This is a genomic window from Lysinibacillus sp. FSL K6-1151 (genome assembly GCF_038630755.1).
Lineage (GTDB): Bacteria > Bacillota > Bacilli > Bacillales_A > Planococcaceae > Lysinibacillus > Lysinibacillus fusiformis_D.
In genome coordinates this window covers 2,824,623-2,840,771 of record NZ_CP152040.1, presented here as the reverse complement: position 1 = coordinate 2,840,771, position 16,149 = coordinate 2,824,623, and the positions used below count along the sequence as shown (strand labels likewise).

The following is a 16,149-nucleotide window of genomic DNA, read 5'->3' as shown; positions in this document are numbered from 1 at the left end:
GAGCTTTGTGAAATTTTCTGAGTATTGAATAAAAGGTGAAGAACCTTCAATAGAAAAATAGTATAATAAGCTTATACACTAATATACAATTTCTGGATGTATCTTAAAGATTTACATTCTTGTATACCTCATTTTAATGTGCTTGAAAAACAACCTCGATTTTTGGCATAAATGTATAAATAGTGATTTAGTTTCGTTGGAATTCTAATTAACAAATGAAGGTAGTATAACTAGATAGAAGAGGGGGTTCGTTTGTGAATGATTGTATCCTTTTGCAGTCTAATCAAGATTGGCACTTACAAAGAATGTATATGAAGAAATTTAACAATCTGGTACTCGTAAAAAGTATTCATCAAAATTCTGCTGAGACAAGAGCCAAACTGCAATATGAATTTACCTTGTTTTCCAATGAGCAAAATCCTTGGCTATTGAAGCCGATTGCTATGGATTATATAGATAAACAATATGCGATTATCTATGAAAATTTTAATGGTGTGCCCCTAAAGCAACTCGGAAATAACCTTATTTCTTTACATCAATTTCTACTAATAGCGATTGAGCTTGTGAATATTTGTATTAAAATGCAACAAAGTAATTTACTTTATTTGCACCTTCATCCTGATCAAATATTAATCAATCCAAATTCGTTCAAAATAAAATTATTAAGCTCCGAGTTTAGTTCGAAATATGATGCAGAATCGCCAGTTGTAATTGAAAATCCCTATGAAAGACGGGATCAGTTACCTTATTATGCACCTGAACAGACGGGCAGACTTCATTTAGATGTGGATTATCGTACGGATTTATATGCACTTGGTATGATTTTTTACGAAATATTGGGCGGTCAATTACCTTTTCAAGCAAAGGATGCTGTAGATTTAATTTACGAAATCTTAACCAAAAAGCCAGAATCCTTGATGAACCTTCAAAATAGTTGTCATCCTCTCCTTTGGAAGATTATTGACAAGCTTTTAGCTAAAAATCCGGTTGATCGTTATCAAAGTGCAATGGGTTTGAAAGAGGATTTGCTCTTTATCCAACATAGACTTACGGCAAATAAATCACTTGACGACTTCCCACTAGGTCAACAGGATTTACAGTTGAATTCGGGATTGTCTACTAAGCTTTACGGCAGAGAAGAGCAATTTGCAGAGCTTTCCTCTCACTTTTATCAGGTCACAAAAGGTGATAAAAAAATGGTCACTATTTCAGGGCAAGCAGGATATGGAAAATCCAAGCTAGTACAAGAGCTGAAGGGTGAAATTGCGGCGGCAAAGGGCTATTTTATTGCAACGAAGTATGAGCAATTACAATTAGAAAATGACTATACCATTGTGGTTCATCCGTTAAGAAATTTATTGAAATTGGTTTATATGGAAGGTGAAAAATCTGTACAATTATGGAAAAAATTATTCCAGGAAGTCAAATTAGTTGTGACAGATGAGCTTATTCATTTATTACCTGAACTCAAATGGTTTGTGAAGGAAGAAGTAGGCTTTCAAAAGGAGGTTCGTCAAAATACAAAACAGCTCCATTCCTATACGTTTATTTCGATTCAAAAAATTTTATTAACATTTGCAATACAAAAGAAACCGGTTGTATGGTTTGTTGATGATTTGCACTGGGCCAATCAGAGTACGCTTGAAATTATGGCACAAATTTATGAGCAGCAACGAGCGGGGTACTTTATGATGATTGGGACATTCCGAGTGAATGAGGACAGCACAGAGGAAAAAAGTGAGCAAAGAACCACTGTTTTTTCCAATTGTCACCATATTCCTTTACCCCTTCTTCAGGAACAACATGTGCAGCAATGGCTTGAGGCATCTTTCAATGCTCAGCCGCAAACGATACAGGTCATTGCTAAACAATTATTTAATTTGACCAAAGGGAATCCACTCTTTGTAAAAGAAGCGTACCGTTCACTCCAGCAAGATAACACGATTTATTTTAATACGACAACAAAAGAGTGGCAGTTTAATCGTCAGAAATTCAATTTATCTCGTTTAAATAACGAGCTACTTGCTTTCATTGAGAATAGAATGGCTAATTTAACGACCGATGTCCATGCTATTTTACGACTTGTCGCATGTTTTGGTCAGCGTTTTGAATTTAGTGATGTCTTAAAGCTTGTCTCCCTACCTGCTCAAACATTATTGAAATATTTAGAAACACTTGTGGAAAATGGTTTTATTATTCCGTTAGATGCACATTATAAATGGGCGAGTACATTTGAACATGAAGGAATTTTGCATACATTTTCGACAAAATTCCAATTTGTCCATGATCGTATTCAGCAAGTAGCCTATCAAGAAATTCCGTTACAAAAGCGCATCAAGCTGCATTATCAAATTGGCCAATTACTAACTGAGAATTCTCCAACGATTGCAGACCATGATCGTTTAAACGAAATGGTTATGCATTTTAATTACAGCCGGCAATTATTGACGAGGGAAGAAAAACAGAAGTTGTCTCTCTGGAATTATCAACTAGGAATAGAGGCTAAAAGAATAGGGTTGTTTGATAATGCGCTTAAATTTTTTACAACTAGTAAAGAACTATTAACACCGGATCATTGGATAACTAGGAGAGAACTGTCTGTTAAATTATATGCGAACTTAGGAGAATGTGAATATATTGCAGGGCACTATGAACGCTCTGAACTACATTTAACAGAAGCTTTGCAGCATTCAGAGACAGTGTTAGAAAAGCTGATGATTAATAATTTAAAAACGATATTATATATTGAATCTGATAATCCTAGTATTGGTCTAGAAGCAGGCTTGGCGGGGTTACAAGTTGCAAATTTGAAAATTACGGCAGCTCCTAAAAAATCACAGCTTCTCAAAGAATATCTATTATTAAAATTAGCATTGCGACATATGTCTGACCAGGATTTATTGCAACAATCTGCAACAAATAGTAAGGAAATTGATCTATTAATTCATTTAATTATTAATATGACGGCAAGTGCTTTCCTGTTAAATCCTAACTTAACGGGCATTCTTTTAATGAAAGGCATGCGCCTACAGTTGAAGTATGGTACGACACCGAAAAGTGCCATGGTATTGATTAATTATGCCATGCTTTTAAATGCGGGATTTGGCAATATAAAAGAAGCTGCTCGCTTTGGAAAACTGGCCATCACCGTTGCCGATACGCAAGAGAGTATTTATATCAAAGGACATACTTATTATGTGTATGGGGTGTTTATCAGCCATTGGACAGAGCCGTATGAAGCCAGCATTCAATATATTAACGAGGCTCAACAAAAAAGCCAAGAGCTCGGCTTATATCATTTAGTATCCTCAGCCTCTTGTTTTACTGTCGCTATTCGACTTATTCAGGGGGCTTCCATTCAAGATTTACAGCAGGAAATTAGGCGACAACAAGATGAATTTTCCATACATGCAAGTACTTTATCGATTGATTTTTTAGCTGAAATGGGAGGATGGATGAATGCTCTGCACGATCCACATCATCCTGTACATTGGGGGTACTCCTTTACGATACAGGATCAACCTGCTATTAAAATCATGCATTATTCAGTACGTTTACAAATGTCCTTTTTATTAGGCGATGAAAAGCAAGGAAAAGCGATTTTGATAGACTTAAAGGAATTAAGTAAAGAAACCTATACATTACCGATTTCTACCGTTTATTATTTTTATCGGGCTATGTGGCAATTTCATTTTCTGCAGCGCCTCAATGGTGAAGCACAAGAGCGACACTTATATCTATCTGACATACAGCAAAGCATAAAAAAATTTAAAAAATGGGCCAGTTATTCTCCTGCCAATTACGAGCATCTCTATATCTTATTAATGGCAGAAAATTACCGTTCCAACAACAAAGAAAAAGATGCTGAGCTCTATTATGACCGAGCTATACAATTAGCAAAAATGAATGGCTTTATCCAAGATGTGGCACTTGCTTATGAACGAGCAGCAGACTATTATCGCGCCAAACAGCAAATGAAAACAGCAAGACACTATATATTAAATGGTATTCAAAGCATGCAAGCATGGGGAGCCGAAACGATTGCTAGAAGATGGGAAAGTGATTATCAAGTAAATCGCCAACCAGAAAGTCAGCGTAGACAATCACTCACGTTTGATATGATGACTGTATTTGAGACGACCCAATCTTTTGCAACAGCCATTCGCATGGAGGATCTCCTGCATAACATATTGTTTTCCCTGTTAAAGCATGTAGGGGCAGATAGTGGTTACTTTATTCATAAACAGCAGCAGCAACTACTGGTGTTGGCAAAGGCAGAAGCTGCGGAAAATGCCTTTACGCTGTATGAGCAACAAAAAATAGAGGACTTTAGTGCGAATATGCAGTCTATTATACGCTATGTTCTTAAAAGCAAAGAACATGTGATTATTCAAAATGCTCAAAAGACACAGCATCCTCTTTTATCTTATTCAACGGCGAAATCTATTCTTTGCTTACCGATTGTTCATCAAAATGAAATTATTTCGATTTTATATTTTGAGAATACGTTGCTGACAAATGCCTTCCATCCATCTCATGTCCAGCTTCTGAAAGTCATAGCTGCTCAAATTGCCGTATCTTTTGAAAATGCCAAAATATATGGGGATTTAGAAAAGCGAGTACAGCTACGTACAAAGGAATTGGATGAAACCAATCGGCACTTGAAAAAAATGAATGAACGTTTAGAAAAAAATGAACTGGAACGCAAAAAACTTTTGCATAGTATTTCTCATGAGCTACGTTCCCCACTAACCTCTACTTTAGGATATATAGAATTGATGCTTGAGGGCGTTATCGTGGAGGAAGCGGCTAAAGAGAAATACTTACTAAGAAGTAAGGAAAGGCTACTATCATTAAACAGCTTAATTCAAGACTTGTTTGATTTAGCGAATCTAGAAGCGGGTAGAGCAGAATTTTCTTATACAGAGGTAAAGGCAAAGGAATTATATCAACAAATGGCAAATCGATATAAGGATGACATCAAACGGTCAGGATTAACCTATAGTGCTCACTTTTATGGTCATCAGGAAGCACAGCTACTGATTGATGAGACAAGAATCAACCAGGTGATTGAAAATATGATGACTAATGCGATGAAATATACATCAAGTGGTGGTATTCAATTGTCCATGCATGTGGAGGACAAGCATTTGATTTGTTCGATAGCCGATAGTGGTGTTGGTATTGCTGAGAGGGATTTACCTTTTATCTTTGATAGCTATTATCGAGCTACCCATATCCATGAACCCGATTCACATGGGATCGGATTAGCCATTTGTAAGCAAATTGTGCACCAGCATAATGGCGAAATTTTTGTTGAAAGCATTGAAAATGAAGGAAGCATATTTAGCTTTACATTACCATTAGCGAAAGTATTGGTAAATAGTTAACAAGAGTGATGAGCCTTATCTTAATGCTCATCACTCTCTTTTATAGACGAATTGATAGCCAAATCCTCTCACCGTTTGAATCCATTTTGGTTTAGAGGGGACATCTTCAATTTTGCGCCGAAGGGTACTAATATGGACAGAGACAGTTTTCAAATCGGTGACACCGTCATAGCCCCAAACATGGTCAATGAGCTGGTCAACACTAATCACTTGATTTGCATGCTCCATTAGAAAAAAGAGGAGCAGTTTTTCCTTTGTGAACAAGTTTAGAAGCTGACCATCTTTATAGACGTTTTTCTCGTCAAAATGAATAGATAAATTATCAATATGTACAACATGATTTTGCTTAGATGGGATTCTTCTTTTTAAATTGGCTTGAACACGTGCCAATAATTCTTTCGGAATAAATGGCTTTGTTATATAATCGTCTGCCCCAACCTCAAAGCCTTCAAGCTTTTGTTCAATTAAATGATTGACGGTCACAAAGATGATAATGGCATCCGATACTTCTCGGATTTTTTTGGCTAGCTCAAAGCCTGTACCATCCGGTAAATTAACATCTAACAAGATTAAATCGGGTTGTTGCGTGCCAACGAGATGCCAACCAGTGGATAGGGAGGGTGCCTTTAATACTGTATAGTTAGCATTCACTAGCGTTAGCGATAAAACTTCCATAATATCTATGTCATCTTCTACTATTAAAATCTTCTCGTTCACCATATCACTAAATCTCCTTCCTATTATAAAATATACCAACTTTTATCTCGGATGGGAAAGAGAAGGTTTAGCGCTTGTGTCATTTTAACACTGCCATATCCTATAGAGCAAAGCAATCAAGGAGGACTGTTTATGGCTAATAAACAGCAAAAGGCTGGGGCAGAACTCGATTATTTTGAAAAATAGCGAAAATAGATAATAATTTTTTCGCCTCATTGAGTTAAATATTTCTTCCTAAATCAAAAAAATGTCAGACCGATTGTATCTTGGTCTAACATTTTTTCTTTTTGCCCCAGCCTCCTCCAACATCATGAATCGAGGTGTGCGATTGCATTTAGCATGTCATCACGGACGGCCTCCCAAAATTGCTGTTGAACATCGTCACAATACGTGTAAAGCTCCTTATGTTGTATATGCTCATAGAGAGCAGCAATAGCTTCTTGATGAAAATAAAGGCGATGATTTAATCCTGCTCGTTCTTCTTCGATACAAAATAGCTTATAGATATCAGCTAATCGCTCAAACTTTGCTAATTTTTGTGTGATGGTCTCATATTGTGTTTGATGAAAGCGTCCAACAGATGAGGTCATCGAAATCTTAGTTCGATGCTCCATCTGTAATGTGCGAAACTCCTCAAGACGTATCGCCACACGATACCAAAATTCATAACGGGTCGGTAATTCTTTTAGTTCATAGGTCAGTAAAGATTTTAAAATTGAATGCACTTGTTCATATGTATCGATGATCTTCTCGGATTCTTTAAAAATGCCAAACATACAACCACCCCCATACAGTGTAATACTACAAGATGAGATGAAACTCCTTTCAATATCAGCGTTATTTTCAATCCTTTTTATTTTATGAATAAGTAGCCTCGAGTAGGATTTAGGAGGTAATGATTTAGTTTTACATAAATTATCGCAAAATTCCCTTTTTAAAAACGAGTTTCTTAGAAAATGCAAATAGGCATTTACAAAATGAAATTAAATGTGTTAACTTTTATATTGTTATTAGTTAACGCAAAGAGGGGGAGGTTAACAATGCGACATTTTTGGGTTGTAGGCACAGATACGGATGTTGGTAAAACGATGGTCACTACTATGTTGATGTGTCATTTGCAAAGGCAGGGTTTGCAAGTCACACCCTATAAGCCCGTGCAAACAGGTGAGGTATACGAAAATGGGCATGGCTATTATCATGATACAGCTATGTATGAAAAGCATTCTTTACAAAAGCTGCAACAAGAGCATATTAATAGCTATTCATTGAAGGAAGCGGCATCACCGCATTATGCTGCCAAGCTAGAGGGACAGTCAATTGATGTCAAAGAGCTATTACAGCAAATTCAATTTTTACAAGATGCTTACGATATCGTGATATGCGAGGGGGCTGGTGGGCTCTTTGTTCCTTTCACTGCTCCAAATGGTACGACTCTGCTTGATGTTATTGTCAGTAGCAAGCTGCCAGTCGTGTTGGTCACAAGGACATCACTTGGGACGATCAATCACACATTGTTAACGATAGAGGCATTGCGCGCTCGTCAAATTGATATTCTTGGCATTGTCTTTAATGGAGACACGGGTAGCAGTATAGAACAAGACAATATACAAACAATTTTACAGTACTATCCTATACCTTATGCCATTATTCCACAGCTGAAGGACAAGTCACAGCTAATGGATTATGCCATGACACACACTACTTTGTTTGAAAGGCTCTTTCACTATGAATCAAGCATTAACTGACTTGCAGGCAAGAGATTTACGACATGTTTGGCATCCGTGCTCACAGATGAAGGATTACGAAGCATTTCCGCCAATCGTCATAAAAAAAGGGCAAGGTGTGTGGCTTTATGATGAACATAATCATCGTTATTTGGATGCTGTATCCTCTTGGTGGGTTAATTTATTTGGACATGCCAATCCGCGAATTAGCCAAGCTTTAAGTGAGCAAGCATTTACATTAGAGCATACAATTTTCGCTAATTTCACACATGAACCAGCCATAAATTTAGCTGAAAAATTAGCAGCTTTAGCACCTCAAGAATTACATAAAGTCTTTTTTGCAGATAATGGCTCGTCTGCTATTGAGGTGGCATTGAAAATGAGCTTTCAATACCATATGCAGACAGGAAAACCAGCGAAACAGCGCTTCCTCGCTTTGACAGATGCCTATCATGGGGAAACCATTGGTGCTTTATCGGTAGGAGGGGTAGGGCTATACAATGAAGTATATCAACCTCTTTTATTAGATACTGTTCGTGCCAAAGGGCCAGATTGCTTCCGTTGCCCATTTCAGGAAGAGCCAACAAGCTGCCAAGCGCCATGTAGTCAATTTGTAGAGGAACAGCTTCAAGCACATCATGAGGAAATTACGGCCGTTATTATTGAACCGCTTATTCAGGCCGCAGCAGGTATGAAAATGTATCCACCTATCTATTTGCAGCGCTTGCGAGCATTATGTTCACACTATGAGGTCCATTTCATCGCGGATGAGATTGCTGTCGGTTTTGGTCGGACAGGTACGTTATTTGCCTGTGAGCAGGCGGACATCACCCCAGATTTTATGTGTTTATCAAAGGGATTAACAGGCGGTTATTTACCGTTATCTGTTGTCTTAACAACCGATCAAATCTATAACGCTTTTTATGACGACTATGGAACGATGAAGGCATTTTTACATTCACATAGTTATTCAGGCAATACCTTGGCCTGTCGTGTCGCACTTGAAGTGTTAACAATGTTTGAAGAGGAGCAAGTGATGGAGATGATTCAACACAAAGGACAACAAATGCGAGAATTAGCCATGGCAGCCTTTCATGATATTCCGTATGTGGGGGAGTATCGACAAGTTGGTTTAGTGGGAGCTATTGAACTTGTCGCCAATCGACAGACAAAGGAACCATTCGCTAGTGAGGAACGGATCGGCTATCACATTTATCAGCGAGCTTTAGCAAAAGGTCTACTCATCAGACCTCTTGGCAATGTTTTATATTTTATGCCACCCTATATTATTTCTGAAGAAGAAATGTCCTTCATGATTCAAACAACGAAAGAAACGATCGAACAGTTTTTCCAAGATAGGGGGGCTAAGGTTGGTTAAGCGACATCAGACATTAGCACTTGTCATGATCGCCATGTTTGCAGCACTAACAGCGATTGGGGCGTTTATTAAAATCCCATTGCCTGTTGTACCGTTTACATTACAAATTGTTGTTGTATTTTTAGCAGGGTGTTTGTTGGGTAGTCGGAATGGTTTTTATAGTCAGCTTGTCTATATCGGTGTGGGCTTAGTAGGCTTACCTGTTTTTACACAGGGCGGTGGCTTTACGTATGTCCTACAGCCAACATTTGGTTATCTAATTGGCTTTGCCCTAGCTGCCTATGTCATTGGGTTCATCATTGAAAGAATAGAGAACCCAACGAAAAAGCATTTTATTGGAGCAACGATTATAGGACTTATCATTATTTATATGGTGGCTATTCCTTATTTATATATAGCATTAAATTTCTGGTTAGATATGAAATCAAGCTGGTCACATGTTTTTGTCATCGGCTTTTTCAGTAGTATTATCGCTGATGTTTGCTTAGCAATAACATCAGCCCTATTGGCAGAAAGAATGTATAAAGTATTTCATTCGGCAAGAACTGTGAACATTTCACACGTGGAGGGGGAGAAGATAGGATGAATTATTACCAATTAGCACAAGAAGTAATTGCTGGCAAGATCATTAGCAATGAGGAGGCACTTGCTCTCTTAAATAGTGAGGATGATGAGCTATTACAGCTAATGGACGGTGCTTTTGTCATTCGGAAGCATTATTATGGTAAAAAAGTAAAACTGAATATGATTATGAATGCCAAAAGTGGCTATTGTCCTGAGGATTGTGGTTATTGCTCTCAATCTTCTAAATCAACTGCTCCTATTGAAAAATATCCTTTTATTACAAAAGAGGAAATTTTGGCTGGCGCTAAACGAGCGTTTGACAATAAAATTGGGACGTATTGTATTGTTGCAAGTGGTCGAGGGCCAACACGTAAGGATGTCAATGTAGTGAGCGAGGTAGTTGCGGAAATTAAAGAAAAGTATGGCTTGAAGGTTTGTGCTTGTCTAGGCTTATTAAAAGAAGAGCAGGCACAGCAATTAAAGGCAGCTGGAGTGGATCGCTACAATCATAATTTAAATACATCAGAGCGCCATCATGCCTTCATCACAACCTCCCACACGTATGAGGATCGTGTTAATACGGTGGAGATAGTGAAAAAGCATGGAATTTCACCTTGCTCTGGTGCCATTATTGGGATGAAGGAAACGAAGGAGGATGTTGTCCAGATTGCACGTGCCCTTCATCAATTAGATGCTGATTCTATTCCTGTAAACTTTTTGAACGCGATAGATGGTACAAAGCTGGAAGGAACAAAGGAATTAAATCCTCGCTACTGTTTAAAGGTTTTAGCATTATTCCGTTACATCAATCCGACAAAGGAAATTCGCATTTCTGGAGGGCGAGAAATCAATCTAGGCTCACTTCAGCCACTTGGTCTCTATGCAGCCAATAGTATTTTTGTAGGGGATTATTTAACAACAGCTGGTCAAGAAGCAAATAGTGATTATCGTATGTTGGAGGATCTAGGCTTCGAGATTGAATTAACGCAACAGCAAGAAAAAGCATTTTGTTAAGCTTATGAAAGAAAAATCTACTACTACAGCAAAACCGTACTTCTGTGCGGTTTTTTGCTTTAGGTGGATAGGCAGCGTAAAGTAGTGGATACAAATTGAAAAGTACCGGATAGATCTGATATCACTGGCTGTTTTTATACCTATAAAATGAAGGTTTTCACAAATTGTTCAATGAAAGCGTTTTGAAATTGAACAGTTTGTGAAGAACTTCACATAAAGCTTTCTTTTTGAAAAAAACAGCGTAAAATAAGAATCAAGTAAGGAATTGTTATAAAACAGTTGATAAGTAGTCTCACAAATTTTGGTGGTTGTTATATTACAAAAATAATGGAAGAAGGGAGCTTTTTATATGTGGGTTATTACAGTATTTGATAAAAAGGATGTCCGAATTTTTGAGTATACAAACAAAAATGAGGCAACAGAAGCTTTAGCAAAATTTAAGAAAAATGCAGTGTTAACATATACAAAATAAATTGCTTTTGAGACAGCCCTCTCCTGATAGAGGGCTGTTTTTTATGAACAACAAAAAACCGTATAAGCGCTTATGAAAAGCGTTTATACGGTTGCTATTTTTATAAAATACTTGCTAAACGTTTAATCCCCTCACGGATGACTTCAGGTGTTGCATTTGTATAGTTGAGACGCATTGTATTGACATTCGTTTTAGATGTATAGAATGGATCTCCGGGCACAAAGGCAACCTTTTGTTCCATCGCTTTCTGGAATACATCAAGGGCTGATGTACCATCCTTCATTGTTGCCCAGATGAACATGCCTCCCTCAGGTTTTGTATATTCTACATGGGCAGGGAAAAACTCTTGCATCGCATCAAGCATCGCTTCGGATTGATTTTTATATAATGTAATAATTTTTTTGACATGTTCCGAATAGTCATTACTTGCTAAATAATCGTAGATGATATATTGCGAGAAAATATTTGTATGCAGATCAGACGCTTGCTTAGCTGTTTCAATATGCTGTAAAAGCTCTTTATTTTTTGTAATGATAAAACCAAGTCGCATACCAGGTGTGACCGTTTTAGAGAAAGAACCTAGTAAAATACTATTATCTAATTTTCCAGCACCGATATATGGAAGCGGCTCTCCTTGGAAACGTAACTCTCCATATGGATCATCCTCAATTAAAGCAACATCGTATTTTGCCACTATTTCGCAAATTTGCTCACGCTTTTCTTTCGAGTATGTGAGCCCTGTTGGGTTTTGGAAGTTAGGCACCGTATAAATGAATTTTACATTTGGTTGTTGTAGCGCACGTTCTAACTCTTCTAAGTTAAGACCATCGTTTTCAAGTGTTACCCCATAGAAAGTAGGCTCACTTAATGTAAAGGCTTGAATGGCTCCTAAGTATCCAGGCTCTTCGATGATAATGCCATCGCCTTTATTGATGAGTACTTTACTAATCAGTTCAAGAGCTTGCTGTGAGCCTGTTGTAATAAAGACATCTTCAGCTTGTACATCAAGCCCATGCACGCGTTGGTACTTTGCGGCAATGTACTCACGTAATGGTGCATAACCTTGTGTGGAAGAATATTGAAATAGTCGGCTACCATTTTCCGTAATAGCATGATCTACGGATGCTCTTAACGCATCAATAGGGAAAGAAATGGGATTTGGAAGTCCGCCTGCAAAGGAAATAACATCCTCTGCATCTGTTACTTTCAAAATATTTCGAATAAATGAGGATGGTGTTTTTAAGATTCTTTCAGAATATTGCATAATGATCGGTCCTTTTTTTCTGATTTTTTAAAAATTATATCATTGTCATGGTGTGCATACAATATTATCATTGTATGCAAGACAATTAAACTATTGTATGCAAATTAAGAGAAAGAAGGGCTTAGTGAATGCCTATTAATTCATTTGACGAGTATCCAATGAGTTGGAAGCCAGATATTCGCAATATTTCTGCCCCATTATATATAGCTATTGCGCACCAACTGGAACAAGACATAAAAGATGGAAAGCTAATGCCAGGAACGAAACTTCCTCCACAACGCGAATTAGCTGATTTTTTAGATGTGAATTTAAGCACCATTACACGAGCTTTTAAGCTGTGTGGACAAAAAGGATTCATTTATGCCTCGATTGGCAGCGGGACATTTGTTTCCACAGATGCGGCTAGCAATAAAATGTTACTGCCAGCCAATCATGCAACACCTATGATTGAAATGGGTTCTGTTTTACCAGACAACCTGGTCAATGATGATATTGCACGCTTTATGAAAAAGATGTTGAACGAGCCTAGTTTTAGCAAGCTATTTCAGTATGGTCGGCCTGAGGGCAATGCTTGGCAAAATGAAGCCGTGATGAAGCTATTCGAATTGGTGAATTTTCAAACAGATCAGCCTATTTTGCTCGGTGCAGGGGGACAAAATGCCATTGTGGGCACACTGGCAGCTTTATTTCAGCCAGGCGACCGTATTGGGACAGATCCCATTACTTATGCTGGTATTAAAACAGCAGCCAATATGTTAGGTATACAGCTTGTAGCTATTCAACAATGTCAAGGAGAAATGACCAGAGAAGGATTGCTATATGCCTGTAAAAATGAGCATATTAAAGGAATCTATGTGATCCCTGATTTTCATAATCCAACGACACATACGATGTCGGTGGAGACACGAAAAATGATTGCTGAAGTGGCTAGGCAGAAGGATTTGCTTGTGATTGAGGATGCGATTTATAGCTTTCTTAAAGAACAGCCACTTGCACCCATTGCTTCTTTTGCACCCGATAAGGTTATTTATATCGCTAGCCTGTCCAAGACGCTCTCGCCAGGTTTACGCTTATCTTTCCTTGTGACACCTTCAGCATTAAGGAAAAAAATAATGGAAACGCTCTATAATATCAATATTTCAGTGTCACCGCTCATGCTGGAACTAGCAGCAAGATTGATTCATGAAGGCGTGGCACAAACGATTTTAGAAAAGCACCGAGCATATGCGAAGCAGCAAAATGCGCTTGTTAATAAATATTTAGGCGATTACGACATTTTAGGGGAGGAGGAATGTATTTTTAGGTGGTTATACTTGCCTGATAAATTTACGGGAGTTCAATTTGAATTGCTAGCCTCCAAAGCCGGCGTACAAGTCTATGCAGCGGAACGTTTTGCTGTAGGCAATACAAAGCCAGTGAATGCCGTACGTTTAGCGATTGCAGCGCCAGAAGCTCAACTGGAGCAAGCTTTAATTATTTTAAAGGATCTGCTAGAAAGTAATGGTGATTATGCATTTGTTGACTAAAGGTCATCAAGCGTATAATAAAGCTAAGAGAGAGAAGAGGTGATGGACATGACGCATAAAGGGCGTGTTATTTTTCATGTGGATATGAATAGTTTCTATGCTTCGGTAGAGCAAGCACATGATCCAAGCTTAAAAGGGAAGCCAATCGCCATTGCGGGCAACCCAAAAGAGCGACGTGGCATTTTAGTAACCTGTTCCTATGAAGCAAGAGCGCTTGGCATTTATACAACAATGACTGTCCATGAAGCGAAGCGTAAATGTCCTGAACTATTGTTATTGCCTCCAGATTTTAAAAAATATCGTCAAGCATCCAAAGAAATGTTTACCATTCTTCGTAGCTACACTCCTTTAGTGGAGCCTGTTTCGATTGATGAGGGCTATATGGATGTGACAGCGTTAAGTAAGGAGCAACATGCATTAAGTATTGCCCAGGAAATACAAGAGCGCATTTTAGCTGAGCTTGATTTACCTTGCTCTATCGGTATTGCACCAAATAAATTTTTAGCAAAAACAGCTTCTGATATGAAGAAACCGTTGGGAATTACCGTACTACGAATACGGGATATTGAACAGCAGCTTTGGCATCGAGAGGTTGTTGATATGCATGGAATTGGAGCTAGTACGGCCAAAAAATTAAATGTACATGGCATATTTACGATTGGTGATTTGGCGAAAACGGAAGAGTTTAGGATGAAGCAAATTTTAGGAAAGAATGGTGTGCGACTGCGGGCAAGAGCTAATGGGGTGGATCAACGTATGGTCGATCCTGAAGCGGTTTTTGATACGAAAAGCGTAGGAAATTCAACAACTTTACCTGAAGATGTAACAGATGTCCGTGCACTACATAAAACAATAGAAGGTCTGTGTAAAAAGGTGGTTGAACGACTTGAGGCAAAACGGTTAGCGGGCTCCACTGTAAGTATTCAAATACGGGATGCAAGTTGGCATAATCACACACGATCAAAAACAATGTCTAATGTTCTTTATCGTTTTGAAGATATCTATGACATTGCTTGTGCCTTGTTTGATAAGCATTGGGATGAGTCTCCAGTAAGGCTTTTAGGCGTGACGGTTTCTAATGTAGTGGATCGTAAGGATTACTCGCAACAATTATCGATATTTGATTTTCAAGAACATGTAAAAGATGAACCTATTCTCAAAATCGTGGATGAAATTGAGGGACGTTTTGGGAAGGGGGTTATAAAACGTGGTGTAGATTTAGGGAAACGTTCATCCTATCAATCACAAACAAGCTTTAGTAAGGATTTTTTAGATGACCATGATTGAAAATGAAGGCAGGTGTATACATGCGATACAAAACATATGGAGATGTCCATAATCCTCTAATGCTGTTTATTCATGGAGGTGGAGTCGGTGGCTGGATGTGGGAACAACAAGTTCAGCATTTTTCTAATTATCACTGTGTTGTTCCAGAGCTGTTGTCACAAGATGTATTCTCCATTGAGCAGAGTGCCAGAGAGCTTCTCCAGCTTCTAGAAGAAAAGGCAACTGGAAAGTCCGTCATACTGATTGGATTCTCTTTAGGAGCACAAATCGCTATTCAAATGCTAAGTATAAAGCCTAGTTTAATCGATTTTACCATTATCAATAGTGCACTTGTAATACCTTCTCCAGCTATGGAATGGATGCTTCAACCGTTCATTCGGCTGACATTTCCACTTATAAAAAATAAAACATTTGCGAAACTTCAAGCTAAAGCCCTATACATCAATGATCTTGATTTTGAACGCTATTATCAAGAGAGTGCTACGATGAAAGTAGAGACATTGATTCAAATTTTGAGAGAAAATATGTTGTTTTCCATCCCGCATGATTTTCATAAAGCCCAAGGGAAAATTTTAATAACGGTAGGAGCTAAAGAGAAAAGCATTATGAAAAAATCAGCTAAAGCTCTTGTTCAAAGTCATCCAAATAGTCATGGTGTCATATTGCACAACATTGGTCATGGAGTATCATTAGCCCAACCTGCATTTTTCAACCATTTTGTAGAAAATTGGATTAAGAATGGTCAACTACCTGAGGGGACAGTGATTCAATAGGGAGGCTCCATTATGAATATTCAAACTCATAATGGAGTTG

Annotated in this window: 12 protein-coding genes; 9 read left to right on the top strand and 3 right to left on the bottom strand. The window is 38.1% G+C overall.

All coding sequences use genetic code 11. The features are described from left to right. Positions 1-254 precede the first annotated feature (254 nt). The gene (locus MHI04_RS13670; protein ID WP_342534945.1) at positions 255-5,390 is read left to right on the top strand and encodes an ATP-binding protein; all 5,136 of its coding nucleotides are present in this window, start codon (positions 255-257) and stop codon (positions 5,388-5,390) included. Between the two features lie 30 nt (positions 5,391-5,420). Here MHI04_RS13670 and MHI04_RS13665 read toward each other — a convergent pair whose 3' ends face one another. Together MHI04_RS13665 and MHI04_RS13660 are read right to left on the bottom strand one after the other, a co-directional pair. Continuing rightward, entirely contained in the window at positions 5,421-6,110 is a 690-nt protein-coding gene (locus MHI04_RS13665) for a response regulator transcription factor (RefSeq protein WP_036119936.1), read from the bottom strand. A 305-nt stretch (positions 6,111-6,415) separates the two neighbouring features. Further along, the gene (locus tag MHI04_RS13660) at positions 6,416-6,883 is read right to left on the bottom strand and encodes a hypothetical protein (RefSeq protein WP_058844503.1); all 468 of its coding nucleotides are present in this window, start codon (positions 6,881-6,883) and stop codon (positions 6,416-6,418) included. A gap of 264 nt (positions 6,884-7,147) precedes the next feature. Here MHI04_RS13660 and bioD point away from each other — a divergent pair, with 264 nt between their 5' ends. The 5 genes from bioD to MHI04_RS13635 all read left to right on the top strand — a co-directional run bounded on the left by bioD (position 7,148) and on the right by MHI04_RS13635 (position 11,259). Further along, a complete protein-coding gene (gene bioD, locus MHI04_RS13655) occupies positions 7,148-7,852 on the top strand; it encodes a dethiobiotin synthase (RefSeq protein WP_058844504.1) in 705 nt (234 codons plus the stop codon). Further along, a complete protein-coding gene (bioA, locus tag MHI04_RS13650) occupies positions 7,833-9,209 on the top strand; it encodes an adenosylmethionine--8-amino-7-oxononanoate transaminase (RefSeq protein ID WP_036119945.1) in 1,377 nt (458 codons plus the stop codon). The genes bioD and bioA overlap by 20 nt, the downstream gene beginning before the upstream one ends. Then, a complete protein-coding gene (locus tag MHI04_RS13645) occupies positions 9,202-9,795 on the top strand; it encodes a biotin transporter BioY (RefSeq protein WP_036119947.1) in 594 nt (197 codons plus the stop codon). Before bioA ends, MHI04_RS13645 begins: the two co-directional genes overlap by 8 nt. Beyond that, positions 9,792-10,787 (top strand): biotin synthase BioB, encoded by a 996-nt coding sequence (gene bioB / locus MHI04_RS13640; protein WP_249645927.1) that lies wholly within the window; start codon positions 9,792-9,794, stop codon positions 10,785-10,787. Before MHI04_RS13645 ends, bioB begins: the two co-directional genes overlap by 4 nt. Positions 10,788-11,136: 349 nt before the next feature. Continuing rightward, the gene (locus MHI04_RS13635; protein ID WP_255358819.1) at positions 11,137-11,259 is read left to right on the top strand and encodes a hypothetical protein; all 123 of its coding nucleotides are present in this window, start codon (positions 11,137-11,139) and stop codon (positions 11,257-11,259) included. Positions 11,260-11,359: 100 nt separating this feature from the next. Here the strand turns inward: MHI04_RS13635 and MHI04_RS13630 are convergent, their stop codons facing one another. Further along, the gene (locus tag MHI04_RS13630; protein ID WP_036119952.1) at positions 11,360-12,523 is read right to left on the bottom strand and encodes a PLP-dependent aminotransferase family protein; all 1,164 of its coding nucleotides are present in this window, start codon (positions 12,521-12,523) and stop codon (positions 11,360-11,362) included. Between the two features lie 128 nt (positions 12,524-12,651). Between MHI04_RS13630 and MHI04_RS13625 the strand changes: the two genes are divergently transcribed. Genes MHI04_RS13625 through MHI04_RS13615 form a run of 3 tightly spaced genes read left to right on the top strand, consistent with a single transcriptional unit; the run spans position 12,652 to position 16,109 of the window. Further along, the gene (locus MHI04_RS13625) at positions 12,652-14,049 is read left to right on the top strand and encodes a PLP-dependent aminotransferase family protein (protein WP_058844506.1); all 1,398 of its coding nucleotides are present in this window, start codon (positions 12,652-12,654) and stop codon (positions 14,047-14,049) included. 48 nt (positions 14,050-14,097) lie between these two features. After that, on the top strand, positions 14,098-15,336 hold the full coding sequence (locus MHI04_RS13620; RefSeq protein WP_036119957.1) for a DNA polymerase IV: 1,239 nt from the start codon (positions 14,098-14,100) through the stop codon (positions 15,334-15,336). A 20-nt stretch (positions 15,337-15,356) separates the two neighbouring features. Further along, positions 15,357-16,109: an alpha/beta hydrolase gene (locus MHI04_RS13615; protein WP_342534944.1), complete on the top strand. Its 753-nt coding sequence runs from the start codon at positions 15,357-15,359 to the stop codon at positions 16,107-16,109. Positions 16,110-16,149 lie beyond the last annotated feature (40 nt).

Bases quoted from the DNA above. Each gene is read 5' to 3' on its own strand.
- MHI04_RS13665 (WP_036119936.1), bottom strand. From the start codon at position 6,110: ATGGTGAACGAGAAGATTTTAATAGTAGAAGATGACATAGATATTATG.
- MHI04_RS13660 (WP_058844503.1), bottom strand. From the start codon at position 6,883: ATGTTTGGCATTTTTAAAGAATCCGAGAAGATCATCGATACATATGAA.
- bioD (WP_058844504.1), top strand. From the start codon at position 7,148: ATGCGACATTTTTGGGTTGTAGGCACAGATACGGATGTTGGTAAAACG.
- bioA (WP_036119945.1), top strand. From the start codon at position 7,833: ATGAATCAAGCATTAACTGACTTGCAGGCAAGAGATTTACGACATGTT.
- bioB (WP_249645927.1), top strand. From the start codon at position 9,792: ATGAATTATTACCAATTAGCACAAGAAGTAATTGCTGGCAAGATCATT.
- MHI04_RS13635 (WP_255358819.1), top strand. From the start codon at position 11,137: ATGTGGGTTATTACAGTATTTGATAAAAAGGATGTCCGAATTTTTGAG.
- MHI04_RS13630 (WP_036119952.1), bottom strand. From the start codon at position 12,523: ATGCAATATTCTGAAAGAATCTTAAAAACACCATCCTCATTTATTCGA.
- MHI04_RS13625 (WP_058844506.1), top strand. From the start codon at position 12,652: ATGCCTATTAATTCATTTGACGAGTATCCAATGAGTTGGAAGCCAGAT.
- MHI04_RS13620 (WP_036119957.1), top strand. From the start codon at position 14,098: ATGACGCATAAAGGGCGTGTTATTTTTCATGTGGATATGAATAGTTTC.
- MHI04_RS13615 (WP_342534944.1), top strand. From the start codon at position 15,357: ATGCGATACAAAACATATGGAGATGTCCATAATCCTCTAATGCTGTTT.